Annotated in this window: 20 protein-coding genes and 1 tRNA gene; 9 read left to right on the top strand and 12 right to left on the bottom strand. The window is 35.2% G+C overall.

The annotated features are described in order from the left end of the window. Positions 1–48: 48 nt before the first annotated feature. The 3 genes from LUA86_RS07975 (at position 49) to LUA86_RS07965 (ending at position 5,401) form a co-directional block, all read left to right on the top strand. A complete protein-coding gene (locus LUA86_RS07975; protein ID WP_231460078.1) occupies positions 49–1,419 on the top strand; it encodes a sigma-54 dependent transcriptional regulator in 1,371 nt (456 codons plus the stop codon). Between the two features lie 100 nt (positions 1,420–1,519). Continuing rightward, entirely contained in the window at positions 1,520–2,878 is a 1,359-nt protein-coding gene (locus LUA86_RS07970; protein WP_231460077.1) for a PAS domain-containing sensor histidine kinase, read from the top strand. Positions 2,879–3,211: 333 nt separating this feature from the next. Next, positions 3,212–5,401 (top strand): bifunctional alpha,alpha-trehalose-phosphate synthase (UDP-forming)/trehalose-phosphatase, encoded by a 2,190-nt coding sequence (locus tag LUA86_RS07965; RefSeq protein ID WP_231460076.1) that lies wholly within the window; start codon positions 3,212–3,214, stop codon positions 5,399–5,401. A gap of 162 nt (positions 5,402–5,563) precedes the next feature. On the opposite strand, the gene LUA86_RS07960 is transcribed toward LUA86_RS07965, so the two are convergent. Continuing rightward, positions 5,564–7,228 carry an FMN-binding glutamate synthase family protein gene (locus LUA86_RS07960; RefSeq protein WP_231460075.1) on the bottom strand — a complete coding sequence of 555 codons (1,665 nt, stop codon included), beginning with the start codon at positions 7,226–7,228 and terminating at the stop codon, positions 5,564–5,566. 84 nt (positions 7,229–7,312) lie between these two features. Here LUA86_RS07960 and LUA86_RS07955 point away from each other — a divergent pair, with 84 nt between their 5' ends. Next, positions 7,313–7,933: an L-threonylcarbamoyladenylate synthase gene (locus LUA86_RS07955; RefSeq protein ID WP_231460074.1), complete on the top strand. Its 621-nt coding sequence runs from the start codon at positions 7,313–7,315 to the stop codon at positions 7,931–7,933. Positions 7,934–8,023: 90 nt separating this feature from the next. On the opposite strand, the gene LUA86_RS07950 is transcribed toward LUA86_RS07955, so the two are convergent. Then, positions 8,024–10,483 (bottom strand): mechanosensitive ion channel family protein, encoded by a 2,460-nt coding sequence (locus tag LUA86_RS07950; RefSeq protein ID WP_231460073.1) that lies wholly within the window; start codon positions 10,481–10,483, stop codon positions 8,024–8,026. A 151-nt stretch (positions 10,484–10,634) separates the two neighbouring features. Between LUA86_RS07950 and LUA86_RS07945 the strand changes: the two genes are divergently transcribed. After that, the gene (locus LUA86_RS07945; RefSeq protein WP_231460072.1) at positions 10,635–11,483 is read left to right on the top strand and encodes a hypothetical protein; all 849 of its coding nucleotides are present in this window, start codon (positions 10,635–10,637) and stop codon (positions 11,481–11,483) included. Positions 11,484–11,528: 45 nt separating this feature from the next. Here the strand turns inward: LUA86_RS07945 and LUA86_RS07940 are convergent, their stop codons facing one another. Continuing rightward, a complete protein-coding gene (locus LUA86_RS07940; RefSeq protein WP_231460071.1) occupies positions 11,529–14,243 on the bottom strand; it encodes a TonB-dependent receptor in 2,715 nt (904 codons plus the stop codon). 87 nt (positions 14,244–14,330) lie between these two features. Between LUA86_RS07940 and LUA86_RS07935 the strand changes: the two genes are divergently transcribed. Further along, on the top strand, positions 14,331–15,554 hold the full coding sequence (locus tag LUA86_RS07935) for a carboxypeptidase-like regulatory domain-containing protein (protein WP_231460070.1): 1,224 nt from the start codon (positions 14,331–14,333) through the stop codon (positions 15,552–15,554). A 247-nt stretch (positions 15,555–15,801) separates the two neighbouring features. Here the strand turns inward: LUA86_RS07935 and LUA86_RS07930 are convergent, their stop codons facing one another. The 3 genes from LUA86_RS07930 to LUA86_RS07920 all read right to left on the bottom strand — a co-directional run bounded on the left by LUA86_RS07930 (position 15,802) and on the right by LUA86_RS07920 (position 17,305). Then, on the bottom strand, positions 15,802–16,239 hold the full coding sequence (locus LUA86_RS07930; RefSeq protein ID WP_231460069.1) for a putative quinol monooxygenase: 438 nt from the start codon (positions 16,237–16,239) through the stop codon (positions 15,802–15,804). Positions 16,240–16,243: 4 nt separating this feature from the next. Beyond that, positions 16,244–16,660: a cupin domain-containing protein gene (locus tag LUA86_RS07925; protein WP_231460068.1), complete on the bottom strand. Its 417-nt coding sequence runs from the start codon at positions 16,658–16,660 to the stop codon at positions 16,244–16,246. A gap of 84 nt (positions 16,661–16,744) precedes the next feature. Continuing rightward, the gene (locus LUA86_RS07920) at positions 16,745–17,305 is read right to left on the bottom strand and encodes a sugar O-acetyltransferase (protein WP_231460067.1); all 561 of its coding nucleotides are present in this window, start codon (positions 17,303–17,305) and stop codon (positions 16,745–16,747) included. Between the two features lie 106 nt (positions 17,306–17,411). On the opposite strand from LUA86_RS07920, the gene LUA86_RS07915 reads away from it, so the two are divergent. Beyond that, positions 17,412–18,236: a helix-turn-helix domain-containing protein gene (locus LUA86_RS07915; protein WP_231460066.1), complete on the top strand. Its 825-nt coding sequence runs from the start codon at positions 17,412–17,414 to the stop codon at positions 18,234–18,236. Between the two features lie 241 nt (positions 18,237–18,477). On the opposite strand, the gene LUA86_RS07910 is transcribed toward LUA86_RS07915, so the two are convergent. The 4 genes from LUA86_RS07910 to LUA86_RS07895 form a co-directional block, all read right to left on the bottom strand. Further along, entirely contained in the window at positions 18,478–18,849 is a 372-nt protein-coding gene (locus LUA86_RS07910; RefSeq protein WP_231460065.1) for a nuclear transport factor 2 family protein, read from the bottom strand. Positions 18,850–18,883: 34 nt separating this feature from the next. Beyond that, on the bottom strand, positions 18,884–19,885 hold the full coding sequence (locus LUA86_RS07905) for an NADP-dependent oxidoreductase (RefSeq protein WP_231460064.1): 1,002 nt from the start codon (positions 19,883–19,885) through the stop codon (positions 18,884–18,886). A gap of 76 nt (positions 19,886–19,961) precedes the next feature. Continuing rightward, the gene (locus tag LUA86_RS07900; RefSeq protein WP_231460063.1) at positions 19,962–20,729 is read right to left on the bottom strand and encodes an SDR family oxidoreductase; all 768 of its coding nucleotides are present in this window, start codon (positions 20,727–20,729) and stop codon (positions 19,962–19,964) included. Between the two features lie 10 nt (positions 20,730–20,739). Next, positions 20,740–21,468 carry an SDR family oxidoreductase gene (locus LUA86_RS07895; RefSeq protein WP_231460062.1) on the bottom strand — a complete coding sequence of 243 codons (729 nt, stop codon included), beginning with the start codon at positions 21,466–21,468 and terminating at the stop codon, positions 20,740–20,742. 95 nt (positions 21,469–21,563) lie between these two features. Between LUA86_RS07895 and LUA86_RS07890 the strand changes: the two genes are divergently transcribed. Then, positions 21,564–21,980: a helix-turn-helix domain-containing protein gene (locus LUA86_RS07890; protein WP_231460061.1), complete on the top strand. Its 417-nt coding sequence runs from the start codon at positions 21,564–21,566 to the stop codon at positions 21,978–21,980. Positions 21,981–22,029: 49 nt separating this feature from the next. Here LUA86_RS07890 and LUA86_RS07885 read toward each other — a convergent pair. Then, positions 22,030–22,103 (bottom strand) — tRNA-His (locus LUA86_RS07885). 163 nt (positions 22,104–22,266) lie between these two features. On the opposite strand from LUA86_RS07885, the gene rnhA reads away from it, so the two are divergent. Then, on the top strand, positions 22,267–22,740 hold the full coding sequence (gene rnhA / locus LUA86_RS07880) for a ribonuclease HI (RefSeq protein WP_231460060.1): 474 nt from the start codon (positions 22,267–22,269) through the stop codon (positions 22,738–22,740). 1 nt (position 22,741) lies between these two features. Here the strand turns inward: rnhA and fbp are convergent, their stop codons facing one another. Next, on the bottom strand, positions 22,742–23,821 hold the full coding sequence (gene fbp / locus LUA86_RS07875) for a class 1 fructose-bisphosphatase (protein ID WP_231460059.1): 1,080 nt from the start codon (positions 23,819–23,821) through the stop codon (positions 22,742–22,744). Between the last annotated feature and the right edge of the window lie 13 nt (positions 23,822–23,834).

Below are 23,834 nucleotides of genomic sequence, written 5' to 3'. Positions count from 1 at the left end.
AGGTAAAAAACAAATACGCAATACCCAAGAGCAATAAAAAAATATAATATGCTAGATGCCACAGTATTAATAATTGATGACGACGACGACATTCTTCTGAGTGCCCGTTTATTTTTGAAGCAGCAGGTTAAACAGGTAATTACCTGCAAATCGCCGAAAGAAATTAATGTTTTACTTAGTAAAAATGAAGTAGACATTATCCTGTTGGATATGAACTATCAAAAAGGCGCAAGCGATGGCAGAGAAGGTTTATATTGGCTGGAACATATATTATCAATTGATAAAGATTATGTTGTTATATTAATGACTGCCTTTGGAAACGTGGAGCTTGCTGTTAAAGCCATTAAAAATGGAGCAACCGATTTTATCCTTAAACCCTGGGAAAATGAAAAGCTTTTCGCCACAATTTCTGCAGCATCAAAACTTCGTGCTTCAACAAGAAAGGTTAAAAAGCTCGAAAAAATTCATACCTCGCTACAAAAAGATATGGCCAGAGGTTTTGAACACATTGTTGGCAAAGCTGATGTAATAACCAACCTTCAAAATACGCTTTTAAAAGTTGCACCAACAGACGCAAATGTTTTAATATTAGGCGAAAATGGAACGGGAAAACAGGTATTTGCCTACGAAATACATGGAAATTCGCAGCGTAAAAATCAGGTTTTTATGCATGTAGATTTAGGCTCATTAAACGAAAACCTTTTTGAAAGCGAACTTTTCGGTTATGCTAAAGGCGCTTTTACTGATGCAAAAGAAGATAAACCCGGGAGATTTGAACTTGCAGATGGCGGAACAATATTTTTAGATGAGATTGGAAACTTAACTTTGCCCTTACAGGCTAAATTATTAAGCGTGCTACAAAATAGAACGGTTATCCGATTAGGAGAAAGCAAAGAGCGTAAAGTGAATGTTCGTTTAATTACAGCTACAAATATGCCTTTGAATGAAATGGTTGCTAAAAATACCTTCCGCCAGGATTTACTTTTTAGAATCAATACCGTTGAATTATTATTACCGCCGCTAAGAAAACGCGGTAACGATATTTTATTGCTTTCTGAGCACTTTATGCAGGTATTTAGCACTAAGTATCATAAAGAATCACGAAGTTTAAGCCCCAGAGCAAAAGAAGTATTACTAAATTACAATTGGCCAGGCAATGTTAGAGAACTGCAACATGTTTTGGAACGTGCTGTAATTATGAGCGATGGGAACGAAATAACCGACCAGGATTTACAGCTTAGCCCGCAGCGGTTTGCACAAAACAATAACCTGCCCGATGAAATGGCACTTGAAGATATGGAGAAGATGATGGTACAAAAAGCCATTGATAAACACAAAGGAAATATTTCTAAAGCCGCAGCAGAGCTAGGTTTAACCCGGGCAGCTTTATACAGAAGAATAGAAAAATTTGGAATATAAATAGGGCAACAGTATAGGTTTTAAGCACAAACCGCACAAACCTTACAAATTTAAAATTTGGCCATGTACCTTAAAACTTTAGCCTAACAACGCTTAAGAAATGTTTTACAAACGCTTTACCTTTCGTTTAATATCACGCTTGCTCATCATTAATTTGCTGGGCTATTTACTGTTTTATTTAATTACGACAACCGAATTATGGTTTACAATTATTGGTGTAAGCTTAATTTTATTAGGTTCGGTAATTTCGCTTTATTACTATATAAATGAAATCCGATCGGATATTAAACGCTTTATTTTAGCCGTTAAAACCCGCGACCATACCTTAAATTTTAAGAATAAAGCCACAAAAGGTAGTTTCCCAGAATTATATGAATCTTTTGGGGAGATACTTCAAGTGCATAAACAGATTCGTTTAGAGCAAGAGGCAATGTTTCAGCTTATTAAAACTATTTTGGAGCAGGTTCCAGTTGGTGTAATTGTGATAAATAAAACTCCGACAGCGCAAAATAACGAAGAAATCGCTTTTTTTAATCAGGCAGCCTCTAACCTATTAGGCGTACCGGCATATAAGTATTGGCATCGTTTAAAACAGCATTTACCAAACTTTACAAACGAGGTTGAACAAATATCAAGTGGTGGAAAAAGATTTCTGGAGCTTAAGATTCAAGATAAATTGATTCAATTATCCACCGAAGTTATTCCGCTAAATCTGTATGCAAAGGATTATACCATCATAAGTTTTCAAAACATTAAGGATGAAATTGAACAGAAGGAAACTGAAGCATGGAACAGATTGATAGGTGTAATATCTCACGAAATATTAAATTCCATCACCCCTATTAGTTCATTATCTGATACCATAAACAGCATGGTAACGGATAAAGAAAACCTCGATTTGGATGAAATGGAAGATCTGAAAACGGCACTGCAAACCATTAAACGTCGCTCTGCCGGATTACTTGATTTTGTTAAAGATTACCGCCTTATAGCTGAATTACCAACACCAAATCTCGAATCGCATACCATAGGCGAAATATTGAAACACATAAAAGTGTTGATGCAGCCTTTTGCAAAAGTTAAAAATGTTAGGTTAGATGTAGAACAAACAAGCTCTAAAATTACGATTCAGCTCGATTTAAAACTGATTGAGCAAGTTTTGATAAACCTGATTACGAACAGTATTTACGCTGTAGAAGAACTTGAAAACCCACACATTTCGGTTAATTATAGGTTAGAACATACTAAATTATACATAGATGTTACCGATAACGGAAAAGGCATTGAGCCCGATGATTTAGAGAAAATTTTTGTGCCTTTTTACACTACCCGAAAAAATGGTTCGGGCATTGGTTTAACCATAAGTAGAAACATTATGAAAATGCATCGCGGTAGTATAGAAGTTGCTTCTACACCAAATGAACAAACTACGTTTTCGATACTATTTAATTACGTTTAAGCTTCTGCTCTTTAAATATCCTCCTATTGATGATGCAGAAAATTTAGTTTTTAATGGCGAAACGATTATGTTAAAAAGAACCACAAAATGCCGTAAAACAAACCTGATTGAAGTGAGCATGCAGCGAAGCGAAATAAAACGTAAAGCAGGACTGCTGCAACCGAATATAACAGAAACTTGCTTTACAAAAGCTTAATAAAAATGAATAATTACCACAAAAATATTCGTTAAAATACAATTTTAGCCAAATCATTTGAATGTTTGTTTTACAAGAAAATTGAAACAAAAACGGAATTAAGCGCTTTTATTTATGTGGATACAACAAATACAAGCATGAAGACAGTTATAATTTCGAACAGACTACCCGTTAAAATCATAGAAGAAAACAACGAGTACACGTTTATTCCGAGTGAGGGCGGCCTTGCTACCGGACTTGGCGATGTGTACAAAAATGGCAACTCTATCTGGATTGGTTGGCCCGGAATTGAAGTGCCTGAGGAACGACAAGAGGAAGTTATCCAGAAATTGGCCGAGCTAAATCTCTACCCTGTTTTCCTTACTCAAGAAGAAATTAATTTATACTACGAAGGCTTTTCTAACGAAGTGTTATGGCCGGTGTTTCATTACCTGGTTACCTACGCACATTACGAACAAAGTTATTGGGATTGCTATAAATCGGTTAACGAAAAATTTGCAAAAAGTGCCATGCAGGTACTTGGCATAAAAGATAAAATCTGGATTCAGGATTATCAATTACTTCTACTACCAGGAATTTTAAGAGCTAAATTTCCAAATTCAACCATCGGTTTCTTCCAGCACATTCCCTTTCCATCTTATGAGATATTCAGGCTTATTCCCTGGCGGGAAGAAATACTAAATGGATTAATTGGGGCAGATTTGATTGGTTTTCATACCTACGATGATGTTCGCCATTTTATAAGCACGGCCACTCGCTTGCTGCCGGTAAATTCCTCATCGAACGTGTTGCATAGTAGCGAAAGGCAAATTGTTATAGAGGCTTTCCCAATGGGGATAGATTACGAAAAATTTGCTTCGCTAACCATTTCTGAAGCCGTTAGAATGGAAATCGACTATTTTAGAAGTGGCAAAGAAAACATGAAAATTATTCTTTCTATTGATAGGTTGGATTATAGCAAAGGAATTCTGGAGCGTTTAAAAGCTATGGAATTGCTATTGCAAATGCATCCTGAGTTTATCGGTAAAATTGAACTATTTATGATTGTAGTGCCATCCAGGGATTCGGTACCGCAATATAGTGAATTAAGAGAACAAATTGACCAGTTTGTAGGAAATTTAAACGCCAGATACCGGTCTATGGATTGGATTCCTGTAAATTACTTTTATCGCTCCTTCCCAATCGAAGTGCTCTCGGCGCTTTATTCATCGGCCGATGTTTGCCTGGTTACGCCAATGCGTGATGGTATGAATTTAGTAAGTAAAGAATATGTTGCCAGCAGGAACAATGAAGACGGCGTACTGATTTTAAGCGAAATGGCAGGTGCTTCAAAAGAACTTACTGATGCCATATTGGTTAACCCAAATAACCTTGGCGATATAACCGAAGCCATTTTAGTAGCGCTGAAAATGCCCCTTGAAGAGCAACAACAACGTATGAAAGCCATGCGTGCCGTTGTAGAAAAATTCAATGTTAAACATTGGGTAAATAATTTTATTTTAAGACTTAACGAAGTGAAAGACTCACAAAAATCATTACAAACAAAACATGCGGTAAATTCTGTAAATGAAATCATCGCCAAACAATACGCAAAAGCGAGCAACAGAGCTTTATTTCTGGATTACGATGGAACGCTGGTAGATTTTACCGGAAATATAGAAGATGCATCGCCAGATGATGAACTTTATGATTTAATAGAAAACCTTACATTGGATAATGCCAATACCGTTATAATTATTAGCGGACGTAGACATGAAACATTAGAAAGCTGGTTTGGACACATGAAAGTGGATTTAATTGCAGAACATGGTGCGTGGCAAAAAACACATGGAGATAAATGGAACTGTTTACCTTTATTAACCGACCAATGGAAAGCTGAAATAAAAGCCTTGCTTGAAACCTACACAGATAGAACACCGGGTTCATTTATAGAAGAAAAAAGCTACTCCTTAGTGTGGCATTACCGCAAAGCGGATGAAGGATTAGGCGATTTACGAGCGAATGAGATTGTTAGTCACATGAAAATTTTAGCTGCAGATAAGGGCTTGCAGCTTATGCCCGGAAATAAGGTTATTGAATTTAAAAATATAGAAGTAAACAAAGGCAAAGCTGCACTGAATTGGTTGTATAATAAAAATCCTGATTTTGTTATGGCACTGGGCGACGACCATACAGACGAAGATATTTTTAGAGCCTTGCCCGAAGAGGCCATTACAGTTAAAGTAGGCAACAACCTATCTGAAGCGAAATACTACCTAAACGATTTTAAAGAAGTAAGAAAGATGCTTTGGAGTTTAGTTAAGGAAGAATTTGTAGAGAGAATTTAACAAAATTAGAAGTCGAAACAGAAAACAAAAATCCCGCAGATTAAAATGATTTACGCAAAAATTTAATTTGCGTAAATCTCTTAAATCTGCGGGAAAATATTATTTAGGTTAGAAACTTCCGCTGTTTATTGGTATTTACAGGAAAGCAATCCAACAATAAGCTTATAATCTTCCATCATCCTGAATGGATTCGTTATAAGGGTTGGCATGTGAATAATCAACAGCCGAAACTTTATAATCAGTTGGTGCAAAACTTGCAGAACTGCTTAAAGCCATACCCAATTCAAACCTAGTAGGGTAAGGCGTTTGCAATAAACTTCCTGCAGGTATGTAAGGGAAACTTTCTAAATAACTTTGTATCAAATTGGCACTCACACGTCTGTTTATATAAGCTCTGCTTAACTGATGTGGCTCACGCAAACCTGCAGCACCTAATAATTCTACTGCACTGGCTACGGTTAAATTATGAAAATTCTTAACCCTTACTTTTTTATCATCCACCACAAGACCTTTCATTAAACTTTGGTCTTGCGTAGCTACACCGGTTGGGCAAGTATTGCTGTTACATTCTAAAGCCTGAATGCAGCCCAAAGCAAACATCATTCCGCGGGCAGTGTTACACATATCTGCACCCAAGGCAATGTTTTTAACCAAATCAAAGCCCGTAGCTACCTTACCCGAAGCTATAATTTTAATATGTTTTTTAAGGTCGAAACCATTTAAAACATCGTAAACAAAGGCAACACCTTCACGTAATGGCATACCAACAGAATTAGAGAACTCTTGCGGAGCCGCACCCGTACCACCTTCACCACCGTCAACCGTAATAAAATCAGGATAGATTTTGGTCTCAATCATCGCTTTGCAAATGGCATAAAACTCGCTCCTTCTGCCAATACAAAGTTTAAAACCAACCGGTTTACCTCCAGAAAGCTCCCTTAATTTTTTGATAAACTCTAACAAACCTATCGGCGTATTAAATGCTGAATGTGCCGGAGGCGATAAAATGTCCTTTCCTTGCGGTACTAAACGGATACGAGCAACCTCGGGAGTAACTTTTTTTGCAGGCAACATACCACCATGGCCAGGCTTAGCACCTTGAGAAAGTTTAATCTCAATCATTTTTACCTGATCAGCCTGAGCACGTTCTGCGTAAGCTTCATAATTAAAAGTACCGTCATTGTTTCTACAGCCAAAATAACCGGTACCTATTTGCCAAATTAAATCGCCTCCAGGTTCGCGATGATAATCGCTGATACCACCTTCGCCGGTATTGTGTGCAAAATTACCCAACTTTGCACCACCATTTAAAGCCAAAATTGCATTCTGACTTAAAGAACCAAAACTCATCGCTGATATGTTATAAATACTCGAAGAATATGTTTTTTTACAATCTGGTCCGCCAACTATAACACGGGGATCTAAATTCAATTCGTGGTGAGAAATTGCAGAAATACTGTGGCTAAGCCATTCATATCCGTTTTCGTAAACATTTAATTGCGTACCAAATGGAATGGTATCATTATCTGTTTTAGCACGTTGATAAATTAATGAACGATTTAGGCGATTGTAAGGTGTTCCATTTGTATCACTTTCTACAAAATACTGATAAACTTTTGGCCTTAATTCTTCCATAAAATACCGTAAACGACCAAAAACAGGGTAGTTTCTTACAATACTATGTTTAGGTTGATACAAATCGTAAATACCTAAAATAACAAATGGACCGGTGAAAAGGAATGTCCACCACAGAAATGGGTGATACAGACCTAGCATAATGGTAAGGGCAACTAAAAATGCAGCAATTGCAACGAAAGCTTTTCTCATAGTAAATGGGTTAGCGTATGTTTTGTTTGTACAAAGATTAAGAATATTAAACAACTGACACTATTAAATTGTTATTTTTACGCTATGCTTATTAAGATTTATCCGGAAAACCCTAACGAAAGAGCCATTGAACAAGTTGTTGAAGTATTAAAGAAGGGCGGTTTAATTATCTATCCTACCGATACAGTTTATGGGTTAGGTTGCGATATTACCAATCCAAAAGCAATTGAAAAAATTTGCCGCATACGCGGGATAAAACCTGAAAAGGCTAATTTTTCGTTCATTTGCCACGATTTAAGCCACATTGCCGATTATATTAAACCAATAGACAATACTACATTCAGAGTTGTTAAAAAAGCTTTACCGGGCCCATTTACATTTATTTTTAATGCGAATAATAATGTTCCGAAATTATTAAGCTCTAATAAAAAAACCGTCGGTATTCGAGTACCTGATAATAACATTGCCCGCTGCATTGTTAAAGAATTAGGTAATCCGATTTTATCTACCTCAATTAAAGATGATGATGAACTTGTTGAATACTCTACCGACCCTGAATTAATTTACGAAAAATACCAGGATTTGGTGGATTTAGTTATTGATGGTGGCTACGGAGATAATGAAGCATCCACTGTGATTGATTGCACCACCGGAGCCTTTGAAGTAATTCGTGAAGGTAAGGGCGATATTGAACAGTTTTTGTAAATCATTTTTCCATCTCCTTAAGGAGCTTAATTAATGATTATTACTTTCAGTTTCCCTGAGGCTACATTACAACTGGTAACAGTCACATAATTAGTCTTTCTTTTTATGCTCATTCTTCGCAACATCATGCACAAATACATCATGTTGCTGAATAGGGATTACAATATCATTTGCTGCAAAAACCTTAAGTATTTCTTCAATAACATCGCTTTTAACCGCACCGCTATCCTTTAAGCTTCTGCTCCAGAAATAGATGTTTAAATCAATTATACCACCCTTAATTTCTTCAAATTGTAATGCGTATCTAGGGTTTTTAAGTATCCTTTCATCCGCTTCCAGTAGCTCAATAATTAATGTTTTACACCGTTGCAAATCAGTTGTAGCAGCAATGCCAATACTTATTTTGCTTCGTTTACGGTTTCCGGCTAAAGTCCAGTTCATTAAATGCGAATTTAGTAAATCGCCATTTGGCATCACCAAATCTGCACCATCTGAAGTCGTTATTACACTACTTCTAAAACCTATCGATTTCATTGTTCCGCCCTGGCCATCAACGTTTACCAAATCGCCAACATTAACAGGTTTTTCAAAGGCAATTATTAATCCGCTAACCAGGTTATTTACCAAAGTTTGCAATCCAAAGCCAACGCCTACACCTAATGCACCAATAATAATTGTAATTTTATCAATGGGGATACCTGCTGCCGCGATAGCGAGAAAGAGTCCAACAGATAAAATAAAAATTCTAACCAATAATATCCAACTGCCTAAACCTCGACTTTTGCTTTCTTCCTTTGTAGAAAGATGATCATCTGATGCAAAAAATGAAACAATTTTTGATGTAATAACCGATATGACCATTATCAACAGAAATAAGGCTAAACCATTAATACTAAATGAATAATCGCCGATTTTACGTTGATTAGAAAAGAAAGCAAGTATTGGCCGGGAAAGATAATCGAATAAAGGAAAATTTCTTCCTATCAAAACACACCAACCAAAAACCAGCAGCACGTATAATATCATTGGTGCCCTATCGCCTACTTTGCCAAAATTTAAATAAAATAGTTTCCTATCCTGAACGGTGTAAACATTATAAGCCAGTAAAAGTCCTTCGTTAATAAACCGCACCACCCAAAGAAAAGATATTGCTACAACAACATTTAAATATCCTACTATCATAAAGGTTTTTCCTAAGTTATAGCGGCCATATAAATTCATCGATGCAGATAATACTTCAAAAACAACCATTCCTGCAATAGAATAGATAATCCATTTTTCTTTCAGCTCAGTTTTTCTCTGATGATTTATAACAACCGAACCAGTCAAAATACCTACCAGTGAGAAGATTAACATACCATATCTTTCAACTCTCGAAGGCTGTAAAATTAAGTTGCTACAAGCTGTTATAAAGAAAAACACGACCATTATCATCCAAAAAACAAACCAATACCGGGCAATAAAACCATTAAGTATGATGCTGAGGCAGATGAATGCGATAGTCCAGATAATGATATTAAATATGAATGGCGGAGAGATGAAAACAAATTGATAAAGGCTAACCACCAGCAAAATTGCCGAAAGCAAAGGAAAGCGGATTACCAACTGGCCCTGGTAAGTTTTATCGATAAGATTTTTTGATTGATATATCCTTTTTAACGAGTTTAAGTAAATAAAAGAAAATAAAATAAGTATTGGCAGAACAATAAGCTTCGCAATATTATTGATAACATAAAATTTTAATATTAAGCCACCTTTACTTACAGAAAAATCGAGAATTTGATTAAAAGTACCATAGTGAAGTGCAGCATTCCACAAGTATGGCAATTCTTTTTTCAAATATTCAGTACTTAAGCTACGTTCAAAATGCTCAGCTTCATCTTTACTTATAAGCATTTGATTAATGGCCACATTATAGGAATTAAGCTGTGTTTGGATTTTTAAGTCAGCTGATTTGAGCATAGAATCTACCGGATGACTTTCTCGTGCAAGTGTTTTAAGGCTTTGCACATAACTATAAAGCAAAACAGAATCTTTAGGAAAAAGAAACAGCTCCGGAACATTTAAAAGCGAATCTAACTTGAGGCGATATTTGCTTAAAGTTTGTTGCCTGTTATCAAGCGTCAATTTGGATATTTTTGCCCCAATCAGCAACTCATGTAAAATCTTTTTTGTGGTTGTTAAATTTCGATAGGTTTGTATACTGCCTTTGTTAACGAATACACCCTGGGCAGCAATGGCATAATCTTCACGGATATCTTCTAACTTTTTTCTTAAACTTAGTGTATCAAGCCCTGTAGCAAGGTAACTTTTGGCTTCTTGAATAGTAATCCGAACTTGACTTATCACTCTCATTTGCATGATAGCGGCTTTATCCATAGCAAGTTCTTCAGCGCTGGTTTTTGCAGATGCTTTAGCTAAATCCTGCATTTTATCAACAAAACCAGGCTGTTTAAGATTTTTCTTGATTGTATCTTGTCCATTTTGTGCTTTCGCACACATAAATAACACACAAAAAAATAGGGAGAATGCAAATTTTTTGATAAACATGATTATCGTGGTTTGTACACCACGTAATAATAACCAAAAGTTGGGAGCAATCCTAAATTTCAATCTACATTAATGCTTGATGTTAATGATAATATACCTTTAATAGTTTATTTAAATTATTTACGTATTTTGAACTTTAAATTCATTCCCTATGAAAAAACTGTACATAATTGTGCTTCTTGCACTAATTTCCTCTTTAGGATTTTCTCAAAATCAAAGCGCTCAAACATCGGATGTTATACAAAAAACAAATGGTGAAGAATTAAAAGGAAAAATTGTAAGGGTTACTGATAAAGAAGTAACATTTGTATACAATGGGGAAACTGCCGAGTATTTGATTAATAAGTCAGATATTTCTCGTATAACTCATTCAAGCGGACGAGTAGAAACATTTACTTCATCCGGCTCATCTGCACAAACCAGACAACAGGATGCTGTTACAATGAGCGCTACGCCAGCAGATCATCATAATAAAATTGCAATACTTCCATTTACATTTATAATGGATAGTCAACCTGGTGCCTTAGCTATTGGCCAAAAAGCACAGCAAGATACTTATGGAATATTATCTCAACATTCAGCTGGCTACACCATACTCGATCCACGTACCACAAATGCAACTTTAATAACAGCAGGTGCTACGCCAGATAAAATAGCAAGCTTTACGATGAAACAACTTTGTGATTTATTAGGGGTAGAGTATATTATTGATGGGACGGTAACTCAGTCCAAAGGATACCAAACAGCCACAAATAGTAGCTATGGCAATACCAATGTAAAGAGAGACGATGCAGAAAAAGTTAAAGGTGTGTCCAGCTACGGTTCCTCAAATAGTAGTGCGGTGCAAAGATATGATGTGAGTGTAAGCCTTCAAATTTATATGGATAACAACGCCAATATCTATAACCAAAGCCATAAGGCCTTTATGAGCAATACAGATGGTTCATACAGTGGACCATTAGAATTTCTGCTAAAAAGATGTCCGTTATACAGAAAGTAGATGGTTGTTTAATAAACTACTGACTTAACTAAATTAGTGAGTTCGTTACAAATCGTTACTAACACGGTAACTAAAAGTTTCTCTTGCAGGTTGACCAACTTTGTTAAATCCTTCTATCACAACTCTATAATTTCCTTTAGCATTAGCATTCTTAAATGTCACTTTTGCAAAGCCTTCGTTGTTTGGAACAATATTAGGATTCCAATAAATTGTGCTTCTAGCTTCTTCGGCAGTGGTATTGGAAACATTATATTTCGGTACATAAAAAGTTCTTGAAGGGTATATTCCTTTTGGCTTTATAGTTAAATGGTCAAAACTTAAATCTTTTACTTGCTTAGCTGAATATCCTAATCCTCGTTTAGAAGTTATAATTATTATACCTGGAGCTCTCATAGGGCCATAGATTACCATTCTTGAAATGCTGGTTAATAATTCAACACACTGCACATCCATTGGATTAATCATATCCAAATTGCCGTCTGGAAGTCTTGTACCATTGTAATATACATCTAATGAACCTTTCCCATCATCGTTTGCTAAATCTGGCATACCAGGTAAACGATAAGCACGTCCCCTGATTATTCGTACACCCCTTAACATATTTCCTAATGATTGGCTCAGCGTGCCGTAATATGGTGGTAAATCATCAGCTGTTAAAACCTGATCTGCATTACCCGGACCGTTATAATTAGCAGAATATTGTACCGCTTTTTTAATTCTACTTGATCTAATATCTACATCTTTTAATTTAATTGATTTCTCTAACAAACCGAGTCTCGTCAGTTCACCAAAATAACGATCGCTGGCTTTAATGTACTGCATTAAGCTTGTGTTTACATTAATTTCAACATCTGCAATACTCTTATTTTTAGTTACTTTCTGATTATCAGCCGAATCGATTATCAACTCCAAAAAACTACCTTTTTTTAATGGTGTGGCCTGCACCAAAAACTGTGTGCTATCTGTAAACGCTAGATTATCAAATTTGAATTTTCCATGCACATCTGTAATGGTATCTCTAACAATATCACCACCATTTTTTGATAGCAAAAACACTGCTGAACCTTTAATAGGATTTTTACCTCTAACAACTGAACCTGAAATATAAGATGATTTTTCGACCTGAAAAGTTAGAGGCAATACTTTATCCTGAAGAATATCAATCCAACTATACCTCCGCCAACCTTGTGTAAGCATTAAGTTATCAAGTTCTTTTCGGGTTTGTTCATCAGCATTTAAAAAATAATGATTTGGCTTTTCTACATAACCACTTAAATCACCAGTTAATAAAAGTGAAGTTAAAATATTACTTTCATTATCCAAATCGGGTTTTACAACATCAGTATTGGTTACTGAAATTGAAAAACTTCCGGTTAAATTTTCATCATTATCTGTTAAATTTATTTCTGATGAGGCTCCAGCATTTTGCGAAATTTTGTCTTTATTTACTTGTAATTTTAAATCACTTGCATTGTTTTTAACGAATATCATCCTTTCGGCAATAGGCTCATTCTGAGCAGAAAAAACCGTTATCTGAGCAATTCCTGTTGTAAATTTCTCAATTGGGATACTTTTAATTATTGTTTGACTGCTGAGTTTGGCATTAAAGGCGAAACGTAGATTGCCGTCTTGCTGCCCTACAATTCTTACGTCATCGGTATTAATTAAATCAGAACTAGCTGTAAGCCTTATGGCGATTTTACTTGCATCATTATTATTAACCGTTAAAGTATAGCCTGATGGTTTAACAGTGGGCAAGTCGAATGTTTTTTCAGAGCCATCACCAAAATTAATTACTGCTGAATATTTTTTGCCAGATTTTAAATTTGTAGAAAAACTACCCATTCCGGCAAAATCTGTATTAAAATTACCGATTACAGCATTCCCATCTAAAATTTTACCTTTTACATAAATACCTAAACCATTTGAACCAGTTGCCTTAAAGGCAATTTTTTGTGGTTGATCCTCTACGAGATACCCACCCTCAGGAAAGAACTGTACATCTGCCAGATTTGAAAAAGAACTAACCGGAATTACTTTTTTTACAATTTCTTGTCCGCTTAAATTAATGGTTGATACGATTTTGGCAATTTTATTTCGAATATCTGGAGAGGTAAAACTAATGGTTACTTTCCCATCTGCATCAGTTTTAGAACGTTCCTTCGTATAAGATTTTTCATCAACCAAAACATCAAACAAAACATTTTTATTAGCGTAAGGGAGGTCGTTTTTATCCCTAAATTGAACGGTTGCATTTACTTTATTGGCAGAAGTAAAATCAAAAACTGTGTTTATGAATACGTTATTAGACCAACTATTGCCTATTTTAATCACCTTATCATAAAAAAAATCTGAAGAAAAATTACGCATGTAGTTAGTATATGCTCTCAATCTATAATTTCCTTCCCTCAACGAGTCAGGCAATTTAAAATCTCCCCATGCCACACCTTCGTTTGCATTTAATTTGATTTGATTTTTTATCTCATTATTTTCATCAATCAATTCTACATATAATATTTTGCTGATTTTTGAAGGTGCCTGAGTTTTAGTATTTAGGATATATGCTTTTAACCAAATATCATCTCCAACTGCATAATACGGCTTATCAGACTGAACATAAACCTTTTCATTTGCATAATTTGAGGTAAATTTTTCCAGTTGATTTAAAAGTTTCAGTAACGGATCATCTTCTACTTTAAAAGCAAAAACCAAAGCAATAAATAAAGAAAAGAGAACAAATAGCGAGAATTTAGACTTCATAATTTTTAGATGAACTCTAAAATACTATTTTTTCGATATATTGGATTTTAATTTATCATTAATTACGCTCACAATCTTTTTTAACACATGCGATTTATATCTACACTTTTATTGCTTATCGTTATCGTTCAATTTTCGTTTGCACAACAAATATTTAGTATAAATGGTAAAGTAGTTGATCAAAAAAGTGAGCCTTTGGCCGGTGTATCCGTGTATGTTAGTGGAAGTAAAATAGCTACCGTTACAGATAATGATGGAAAGTATAACCTCAAATTAGAGCCAGGAAACTACGATTTACTGTTTAAATCCATCGGTTATAAATCGCTCACCAAAAAAGTTATCTTGCAAAATGAAGATGTTAGTGTAGACATTAGATTGTTAGAATCTACAACTAAACTAGCTGATGTAAATATTAAATCCAATCCTTATAGAGATAAAGATTTAGAACGATTTAAAGCATTGTTTATCGGAGTTTCGCCTAACGCCAAATATTGTAAGATACAAAACCCATCGGTTTTAGATTTCGTACGCAACCAAAAGAACAACAATTTAACAGTTTACACATCAGATTTTTTGATAATTGAAAATAACGCTTTAGGTTACAAACTAAATTGTTTGTTGCAATCATTTGAATATGATGAAGAACGCAGAAGAGTTTCTTATAAAGGTTCTATTTATTTTGAGGATTTAGCAGGCACCGATAAAGACAAAAAAAGGTGGAATGAAAACAGAGTTTTAGCATACAAGGGTTCATCCAGACATTTTTTTAATGCACTATTTAAGAAAGAGCTGGAGAAAGAAGGTTTTTTATTGGTCAAAATCGTAAACCAGCAGAATTCTAAACGTCCATCAGATAGTGTTTTGAAGGCCAATATTGCAAGGTTAATGCTTAAGCAACAACAAGAAACAGGTTTAATCAACATCAAAGAAAATGATTCTCTAACTTATTGGCTTAACCTAAAAAAAATGCCAGTATTGTTACCTAAATTAAATGCTCAAGCGGTTCAAATTGATACGTTAGTGCACAAAACAGGTAAAAATTTTAAAGCGATAACGAGTAGAGATAATATGTTTGTGGTTTACACAAAAGCTGATGAGGAAGCCGGCTATATAAATTCATTTAATCCGATGGTAAAAGATGTACTTAATTCAAAAAATGCACAGGTTTCGCAAATAAAAGTACTTACAGATCAATGTGAGTTTTCGTCAAATGGAATATTGGTAGATCCACAATCTATTTATTTTTCGGGTTATTGGGGTTGGAAAAACATGTCGGATAATTTACCCATCGACTATATTGTACCGCAATAACAGCAACAAAAAGCAGCTTTTTTCAAAACTGCTTTACTCAACAATCACGCGAAGTTTTATAACAACTTTAGCCATGTTGGGCGAAAAATAAGTTGAAGAATAACAACAAAATCAGGCTTACAATTACGGAAAGCCTCCATAATTGCCAAAAATTCTACTTTACACTTTTACATACTCTATCCGCCAAGCGCTTGTACCGTACCAATGACTATTTCTATCTATTTTTTCGTTGATTTTTGTATTAGAATTATTTACCAGAAAATTTCTTGAAAATCACCTTCATCATTTCTGTATCCAAACTATTCATATCTATCAGTTTTAAATTCTTTACCATTTTTAAAGTGGCGGTTTTGTAATGTTTAAAATGTGGTGTTGTTAAATGCGATTGGTACGAATGTTTATTTTTGTAGATTTCTATAATTCTTATTTGCGTTGGATTTTCTTTGATAAACATCGGAAAAATGGCAATTACGCCTGGTTCAATTTTTACCGATGCAGCCGCTTCTTCCTTTAAAATAGTATTATATTCTTCTAAATACGCTGGTAGAATTTCAATTTCAGAAATTCGAACCATCAGCTCATCTTTGGTTGTTGATTGGTTCTGTTTTTCCTGTGCTTTGATAGAATTTATACTCAAAATAAACATAAGAATAAAAACAATTTTTAGGATTTTATGGGTTCTCATAATTTTATTTATCATTAATTAAATACTGTGCATCTGTAACAGGTTCGTCCCAATTTACAATTCCTTTCTCAATATTTGGAACGATATATAATTGCTGTAAACCAACATCAGCGCTTGCACCGTGCCAATGACGAACATTTGGCGGACATTTTACAATGCTTCCTTTTTTGATGATTTCAATTTTTTTTCCTTCTATTTGATGATAACCAACCCCATCGGTAATAATTAAAATTTGACCAGCAGGATGACTGTGCCAATTGCTTCTTGCACCGGGCTCAAAATATACATTTCCAACAATGGTATTGTAAACGCTGTCTGCTTCTACCAAAGCTGTTGGATAAGCATTTCCGGTAAATGTTTCGCTTGAACCTTTTTCACCTTTAGGGAAAATTTCGGCCAACTTATTTTTATCTGTTTTCATCTGTTTTTGATTTTTATTGCAAGACAACATTATTGTTGATGTGATAATTGCAAATGCGATTTGGCCTATTTTCATTTTTAAGTATTAAATTTCTTTAATAATTTTTGCCGGAATTCCCCCCACTATTACATTATTAGGAACATCTTTAGAAACCACAGAACCTGCTGCAACAATGGCATTTTCGCCAATCGTTACGCCTTGCAAAATGGTAGCATTCGCACCAATCCACGCATTTTTTTTGATGTGAATGCGCTTTGGAATTAAGGAATGTCTTTCATTAGCATTAATGGGATGACCTTCACTTAGCAAACTCACTTTTGGTGCAATCAGTACGTTGTCATCAATGGTTATGCCACCTAAATCCAGAAATACACAATCGAAATTTATGAATACATTTTTGCCTATTTTGGTGTGCTTCCCGTAATTAATGTGAAACGGCGTGAAAACGGTAACGCTTTCGTGAATTTTGGTTGCTGTAATTTGGCTTAAAAAGTTTCTAACCTCACCAGGGTTTGCAGTGTTGTTCATTTTTAACAGCAAGGCTTTTGTAGCAAAAGAAGCTTCACGCATTTTGTACGCTTCTGCATCATTGGAAGAAATGGTTTCTCCAGCTAAAAGTCTTTCAAAAATATTTGATGTTCTCATTGTCTTATCCTTGAAGACAAAGTTAGCCTGATAACAAGTGTGTTTTGTTACATTTATCTCGCTGAAAATGTCAAATATCACGTATTTTTGAGAACAAATATTTACGATGCAGAAAAATACGCTTCCTAAAATCATTTTTCTTGAAATTAATGGCGTTACGGCTTTTACTGAAAGCATTCTTAAACAGTATCATACGCATTTGTACTGCCATCGCGGGAGTATCAAATTTTTGTTCAATGAAACGCCAATGACCTGTAAAGCCAGACAGTTTTTGTTTTGGTTTGCCGAAAGCCGGTTATCGCAAATATGGAGCAGTAAAGGATTTAAAGCCAGTGTATTGTTGGTAGAAAAAGATTTTCTAATTAATAATATTCCAGATCAAGGTTGGAGCATCAATGCACAGTTACACTCAAGGGTTTTTCCAGTAAAAAATATTGCAACTATTGAAGAAAAAGAGCGAATTCTGAATAATTTTAATTGGATGAACCAGCGTTTTAATGAAATGAAGCACCGCTTTTACGATGAAATGCTGAATCTACAAATGCGAATTTTCATTTTGGAAATGTGGCACACTTTTGCAAACGAGTACGAGCAACGCCGCCACAGTTTGCAAACGGGAACACTATACCAGCAATTTATTAATCTGTTGCCGCAACATTGTCTCACAGAACGGGAAGTACAGTTTTACAGCAATGTGCTGAACATTACGCCCAAATATCTCAATCACCTTTGCAAAATCCATTCAAGCATTACAGCATCAGAATGGATACAGCGTCACGTTAAAGAAAGGATATTGATTTTACTTCAAAACAAAGATTTTAATATCTCCGAAATTGCCGATGAAATGGAATTTTCGAGCCGTTCGTTTTTTACAAGGTATGTTAAGAAATTACTTGGTATTACGCCAAAAGAATATAGAGAGCGGATATAAAATATTATCTCTTATTTTGTGATAAGTTGAATTTATGAATTATACCTTTTTAATTGCATATATGCATTAAAAAGGTAACAGATTCTATTGCAAACTGAATATACCTATAAAGTAATTAAAGGATTGAATAACAAACCAATTGCCTGTGTTTCCAATCCTTTGTTATTATCTCTCAAGCACATCAATTTTTTTAATCATGTTCGCTATATCAAATCGATTACATAACTTAATAAACCGCCTATCAAACAATCGGGAACATAGCGTTGCCGCTAACACTTTTTTCTGCCGGCACTTCTTCCTGCATTACATCCCAATGCTCTACCAACTTTCCATCTTTTACTTTAAAAATATCAACAGCAATGTAGTTTTTTCCAAACCAGTTAGCGAACCGCCCATGAACCATTACAATATCTCCACTTTCAGCAATCGTAGCTGGCTCGTAATTAAAGTCGGGCGGTAAAGTAGGAATTAATTGTTTCAACCCTTCAGTACCATTGGGCATAAAGGGGTTATGCTGTATATAATTATTGCTAAAATATTGGTCGATAGCATCTATATTTCTATTGCTGAATACTGCTGTCACGGCTTCTAATACTAATTCCTTATTACTCATATTTTATTAATTGTTACGTTTAAATATTTTCTAACTATTTCACCCGAACCACCACTTTTCCTTTAGCCCTACCACTATTCACATAATCCAGCGCATCATTCAGTTCCTTAAACCTAAATACTTTATCTAAAACAGGCTTTAAAGCACCTGCTTCAACCAATTTAGTAACCTCAGCTAACTGTTTTCCGCTTGCCTTCATAAAAAGAAAATTGTAAGTGATGCCTGCTTTTTTAGCCTGGTTACGCACTTTCTTACTAATAAGATTAAACACAAATTTTAAAAACCATGACAAGCCCATTTCTTTAGCAAAACTGGGGTCTGGCGGACCCGAAATAGAAACCGCTTTACCACCACGCTTTAGAATACGTATTGATTTTTCAAGTGTTTTTGCATCCTGACTGTTTAGTACCAAATCATAATCTTTCAATTCATTTTCAAAATCCTGGCTCTTGTAATCAATTGCAACATCTGCACCGAGATTTTTAACCAGTTCAAAATTACCTTTACTGGTTGTAGTGGCAACGAAAGCTCCCAAATGTTTAGCCAATTGAATAGCAATTGTACCTACCCCACCAGAGCCAGCCTGGATAAAAACTTTTTGACCTTTTTTCAAATTTCCTTTCTCAAAAAAAGCTTGCCATACCGTGAGTGCAACTAATGGCAGAGATGCAGCTTCATCCATCGAAATGTTTTTTGGTTTTAGTGCAACATCACTTTCATCAACCGCTATAAATTCTGCAAAACCTCCAATGTTGTAATCTGCCGGACGACTATACACTTCATCACCTATTTTGAATCTTTTTACATTAGAACCAACTTCAGTAACAACACCGGCCACATCGTGCCCTAAAATTAGTGGCATTTTATACTTCAGCATCATTTTAAATTCGCCGGTTTTTATTTTGGCATCCAGCTGATTGATACCGGCTGAGTGGATTTCTATTAAAACCTCATTTGGCTTTACTGTAGGTTTGGCAACCTCGCCAAAATTTAAAGGCTCAGTTTTACTATATCGGTTAAGGGTATATGCTTTCATTATTTTTTTTTAATAGAGTTAAACTGGGTTCAGGAAAACAAATTAAGATAAATTCGCTCCGACTTTTTTATATGAATTACAGAAGCAATAGTTTATCTGCTTTCTTTTTGTTTATCAATCCATAAGCAAATTTTGGCAACATTTTATTGATTAGGTAAACTGCTTTACTATCGCCAACACGGATGGTTAGCACATCTTTTTTAATTCCTTCGAGCAAGCCATTTATCAATTCCTGCGGACTGATTTTTTTATCGTCTCTATCTGCAACCATATCAGTATCTACCAAGGGCGGCAAAAGTTCAAAAACTTTAACGCTGCTATTTAGAACCTGTAAATGTTTGCGAAGTGAGATGGTGTAGAATGCCAATGCCACTTTTGATGCAGAATACGTTGCTTCAACTGCGGATGGAATTATACTTAAAATGGAAGTGGTGTGAATGATGGCCGCTTCTGGTCTTGATTTTAACATATCTAAAAATAGATTATTCAGCCTGATAACACCATAGTAATTAACATCCATTTCATGCATAGCACCCTCTAAATGTTTTTCATTGGGGTTGCCCAGGTTAGTCGATGGAATCATAATCCCGGCATTATGATACAAAATATCGATACCGCCTAAAGCCTCTACTTTTTTGTAAAGCTGCTTTGCATCTTGCTCATTTGAGGCATCACTTTGGATAATCGTTAACTCTGGATACAAATTCTTTGCAGCAGCTAATTTATCCAAATTTCTTCCAGTGATAATTACCTTATTTCCGAGCTTTAAAAATTGTTTTGCAGCTTCTAATCCTATACCTGAACCTCCACCGGTAATAAGAATTGTTTTTCCTTTTAAATTCATTTTTTAAAAATTAATGAGGCACATTTTCGGTAACCGGAACTACTAACTCGTGTATTTTTTTGGTATTACCAACCGGAACTTCAAATTGGTTATTTGCGAAGGCTATAAATAGCTCATCGGCTACTTCTGATGGAGGAATTCCATTTGCACCGCCAATTTCTGCCGAGAAATCTGTATTAACCAATGGTGGATAAACTTCATATACATTAAGCTTTTCGTTAGCAGCGAAAGTATCTCTTAACCCTTGCGTATAACTATGCAAGGCAGCTTTGCTGGCAGAGTAAGTTGGCAAATACTTATTCGACCTGAATACGGCTATTGAAGAAACGTTAACAACAGCCGCTTCTTCCTGTTGCAAAAGTAAAGGTAAAGTGAGCGCTGTAAAATCGATTACACTAATATAATTTGTATTCATTTCATGATAAGCCTTATCAGCAGCCTTGTTATTCTTATCGCTCAAATCATTCATAAAAGCTGCCCCTGCATTATTTATGATAACATTTAATGAAGGATGATTCGTTTTTAATTCTTCCGCAATGCGAATTCTATCTGATGGTAAAGCTAAATCTCCCTGAATGGCAACACCATTTTCTAATTCTTTTAAAGCGCTTTGAAGTCGTTCTTTACTCCTGCCATTTATAATAACTTGATTACCCGCAGCACTTAATTTTTTAGCAATTGCCAATCCTATCCCTGCACTTCCGCCACTTATAAATATGGTATTTCCTGATGTTTTCATTGTATGTATAATTTAATTTCGTAAATTTGCTTGCGTTTTGCAAGTGCAAATATAAAAACAACTTTCATTTTGCAAGTAATTTTTTAATTTATTTTATGAAAAATTTAAAAAAGCGTTCTGAATGCCCAATAAGCAGCTCTTTAGATATATGGGGAGATAAGTGGTCTTTATTAATTGTTAGGGATTTGATGCTCCTAAAAGCGTGTACTTATGGCGATTTTCTAAAATCAGAGGAAAAAATAGCAACTAATATTTTAGCATCAAGATTACAAATGCTGGAAGATAATGAGGTGATTTTAAAGCAGGAGCATCCTGATAGTAAGGCTAAAGTTTTATATAAACTGAGCAAAAAAGGAATTGATTTATTCCCCCTTATGGTTGAAATAAATTTATGGGCGGATAAATATTTCACGCTACCGGCAGAACGAAAAAAAATGGTGGAAGCGGTAAAAAGAGATAAACAAGGTTTTATAGAAGAAGCTATTGCCAGCATGCAAGAACAACCAAAATAGTTGATACAAAAAAAGCAGTTCTAAAAAAGAACTGCTTTAAAAATTTCGGGGTGGCTGATGGGGCTCGAACCCACGACCCTCGGCACCACAAACCAATACTCTAACCAACTGAGCTACAACCACCGTGTTTTTAGTGTCACAAAAGTACAAATTATAATATTCCTTGCAAATATTTTTTTCCAAAGATTTAATTGCTTTAATTAAACACCTATTACTCAATTAATTTAATTTTAAAATATTGTTAAATAATACTTTTAAAAGCTAAAAACCTACCTTTATACTGTTTATGATTGAAATTTATACAGACGGTGCGGCAAGCGGAAACCCTGGTCCGGGTGGTTATGGAACCATTTTAAGAGCAGGACAACATTATAAAGAACTAAGCGGTGGTTTCAGGATGACCACCAATAACCGTATGGAATTACTGGCGGTAATTAAAGGTCTTGAAGCACTGAAAAGTCTTAATCAGCAAGTAACTGTTTATTCAGATTCTAAATATGTGGTAGATGCAGTTGAAAAAAAGTGGGTATTTGGCTGGGTAACCAAAAATTTCAAGGATAAAAAAAATAAAGACCTTTGGCTTCGATTTTTAGAACTTTATAAACTGCACAAGGTAAAGTTTGTTTGGATAAAGGGCCACAACGACCATCCAGAAAATGAGCGTTGCGACCGGCTAGCTGTAGCTGCATCACATGATAAGCAAAATTTGGCAATTGATACTTTTTTTGAAGCGGAAAAAAATAAACCTACGCTACTTTAAATTAGTCAATACCACCAACTACACCCAAGTCGTTAAGCTTTGCATCAGCAACTTTATTTTCTGCAGGTGATTTTTCAGTATACATTAACATCATTTCTTCGGCTTTTTCAACCATTTTTTTAGAGCCTATAAATATCGGAACCCTTTGATGCAATTCCGTTGGTTCAATATCAAGAATCCTTTCAAAACCTGTGGTAGCCTTCCCTCCTGCCTGTTCAATTATTAAGGCCATTGGGTTACATTCGTAAAGCAACCTAAGCTTACCATTTGGAGAGCGTGAGGTAGTTGGGTAAATGTAAATACCACCTTTTATTAAATTTCTGTGAATATCTCCAACCATAGAGCCAATATACCTCGATGTATATGGCCTTTTGGTGCTTTCATCTTCTACCTGGCAATACTTAATGTATTTTTTTACACCATCAGGAAAATGGCCGTAATTCCCTTCGTTAACAGAATACATATATCCGCATTCAGGGATACGCATATTTGGGTGCGATAAACAAAATTCGCCGATTGACGGATCTAAAGTAAAGCCATTAACACCTTTCCCGGTTGTATAAACTAACATAGTTGATGAGCCGTAAATAACATAACCTGCTGCCACTTGTTGAGTTCCTTTCTGCAAAACATCTTCTAAAACTGCTCTACCATCAATCGTTTTCCTGCGGTAGATAGAAAATATGGTTCCTACGGCCACATTTACATCAGTATTTGATGAACCATCAAGCGGATCGATACAAACAATGTATTTTGCATTCTGAGAAACCGGAGATTCTATATGAATAATTTCATCCTCTTCTTCTGTAGCTACAATACAACATTCTCCACCACTAGTTAAAGCAGCTATAAATTGCTCGTTTGCATAAACATCTAATTTTTTCTGTTCTTCACCCTGGATATTTGTTGTACCCATATCTCCCAATATATCAACTAAACCTGCTTTATTTACTTCGCGGTTTACAATTTTGGAAGCGATACCGATATCCCTCAAAAGCCTTGATAATTCTCCCTTGGCATAAGGAAAATCTGATTGTTTTTCAATGATAAATTGACCGAGTGTTTTAACGCCACAAACCATACTTAGTGTACTT

The sequence above is a fragment of the Pedobacter sp. Leaf132 genome, assembly GCF_920984695.1.
Taxonomy (GTDB): Bacteria; Bacteroidota; Bacteroidia; order Sphingobacteriales; family Sphingobacteriaceae; genus Pedobacter.
This window is presented reverse-complemented; position numbering and strand designations above follow the sequence as displayed.

Excerpts from the sequence above, each read along its gene's own strand:
- LUA86_RS07975 (WP_231460078.1), top strand. The coding sequence starts at position 49 with ATGCTAGATGCCACAGTATTAATAATTGATGACGACGACGACATTCTT.
- LUA86_RS07970 (WP_231460077.1), top strand. The coding sequence starts at position 1,520 with ATGTTTTACAAACGCTTTACCTTTCGTTTAATATCACGCTTGCTCATC.
- LUA86_RS07965 (WP_231460076.1), top strand. The coding sequence starts at position 3,212 with ATGAAGACAGTTATAATTTCGAACAGACTACCCGTTAAAATCATAGAA.
- LUA86_RS07960 (WP_231460075.1), bottom strand. The coding sequence starts at position 7,228 with ATGAGAAAAGCTTTCGTTGCAATTGCTGCATTTTTAGTTGCCCTTACC.
- LUA86_RS07955 (WP_231460074.1), top strand. The coding sequence starts at position 7,313 with ATGCTTATTAAGATTTATCCGGAAAACCCTAACGAAAGAGCCATTGAA.
- LUA86_RS07950 (WP_231460073.1), bottom strand. The coding sequence starts at position 10,483 with ATGTTTATCAAAAAATTTGCATTCTCCCTATTTTTTTGTGTGTTATTT.
- LUA86_RS07945 (WP_231460072.1), top strand. The coding sequence starts at position 10,635 with ATGAAAAAACTGTACATAATTGTGCTTCTTGCACTAATTTCCTCTTTA.
- LUA86_RS07940 (WP_231460071.1), bottom strand. The coding sequence starts at position 14,243 with ATGAAGTCTAAATTCTCGCTATTTGTTCTCTTTTCTTTATTTATTGCT.
- LUA86_RS07935 (WP_231460070.1), top strand. The coding sequence starts at position 14,331 with ATGCGATTTATATCTACACTTTTATTGCTTATCGTTATCGTTCAATTT.
- LUA86_RS07930 (WP_231460069.1), bottom strand. The coding sequence starts at position 16,239 with ATGAGAACCCATAAAATCCTAAAAATTGTTTTTATTCTTATGTTTATT.
- LUA86_RS07925 (WP_231460068.1), bottom strand. The coding sequence starts at position 16,660 with ATGAAAACAGATAAAAATAAGTTGGCCGAAATTTTCCCTAAAGGTGAA.
- LUA86_RS07920 (WP_231460067.1), bottom strand. The coding sequence starts at position 17,305 with ATGAGAACATCAAATATTTTTGAAAGACTTTTAGCTGGAGAAACCATT.
- LUA86_RS07915 (WP_231460066.1), top strand. The coding sequence starts at position 17,412 with ATGCAGAAAAATACGCTTCCTAAAATCATTTTTCTTGAAATTAATGGC.
- LUA86_RS07910 (WP_231460065.1), bottom strand. The coding sequence starts at position 18,849 with ATGAGTAATAAGGAATTAGTATTAGAAGCCGTGACAGCAGTATTCAGC.
- LUA86_RS07905 (WP_231460064.1), bottom strand. The coding sequence starts at position 19,885 with ATGAAAGCATATACCCTTAACCGATATAGTAAAACTGAGCCTTTAAAT.
- LUA86_RS07900 (WP_231460063.1), bottom strand. The coding sequence starts at position 20,729 with ATGAATTTAAAAGGAAAAACAATTCTTATTACCGGTGGAGGTTCAGGT.
- LUA86_RS07895 (WP_231460062.1), bottom strand. The coding sequence starts at position 21,468 with ATGAAAACATCAGGAAATACCATATTTATAAGTGGCGGAAGTGCAGGG.
- LUA86_RS07890 (WP_231460061.1), top strand. The coding sequence starts at position 21,564 with ATGAAAAATTTAAAAAAGCGTTCTGAATGCCCAATAAGCAGCTCTTTA.
- rnhA (WP_231460060.1), top strand. The coding sequence starts at position 22,267 with ATGATTGAAATTTATACAGACGGTGCGGCAAGCGGAAACCCTGGTCCG.
- fbp (WP_231460059.1), bottom strand. The coding sequence starts at position 23,821 with ATGGTTTGTGGCGTTAAAACACTCGGTCAATTTATCATTGAAAAACAA.